Source organism: Methylocystis suflitae (assembly GCF_024448135.1).
Lineage (GTDB): Bacteria > Pseudomonadota > Alphaproteobacteria > Rhizobiales > Beijerinckiaceae > Methylocystis > Methylocystis suflitae.
This window is the reverse complement of the sequence record NZ_JAMRYX010000188.1, coordinates 1-566: the sequence shown is the minus strand read 5'-3', so window position 1 is coordinate 566 and position 566 is coordinate 1. Positions and strand designations below refer to the sequence as shown.

The following is a 566-nucleotide window of genomic DNA, read 5'->3' as shown; positions in this document are numbered from 1 at the left end:
GCCCGCAAATTCGATTGGCGGTCGAAGAATTTCAGAACTGCCTGGATGAACATGGAATTCCTTTGCGCCTGGTGACCGGCGCCGACGCCCATATCGTTCCAAACATGGTGGATGGATTGCGATCTGGCGCAATCCTATCGCTTGCGGACACTAGGTATGTGCTCGTGGAGCCGCCGCATCACGTCGCACCGCCACGTATCGAATATCTCTTTTTTGAACTTTTGACCGCGGGCTACGTGCCGATTCTGACCCATCCTGAGAGATTGACGTGGATTGAAAGCCGTTTTGAGACATTCGTTCAGCTATTCCATGCTGGCGTCTGGATGCAACTTACCTCCGGTTCAGTGACAGGCTCCTTTGGCAGGAGACCTCAATATTGGTCTGAACGAATGCTGAATGAAGGGATGGTCCATATTTTGGCTTCTGACGCCCACGGAGCAAGGCGCCGAAGGCCAGACCTTGCGGAAGGACGCGCGGCGGCAGCGAAGTGGCTAGGCGAGACAGAGGCGGAGCAGCTTGTCGTTGGTCGACCGAGCGCGATTTTGGAGAATGCTGCACCGTCGGAC

General features: G+C 55.7%; 1 protein-coding gene. It reads left to right on the top strand.

Going from position 1 to position 566, the window contains the following annotated elements; genetic code table 11:
* Positions 1–566, top strand: a 566-nt coding sequence (locus NEI07_RS14430) for a tyrosine-protein phosphatase (protein WP_305123753.1), incomplete at both ends; no start/stop codon positions are given.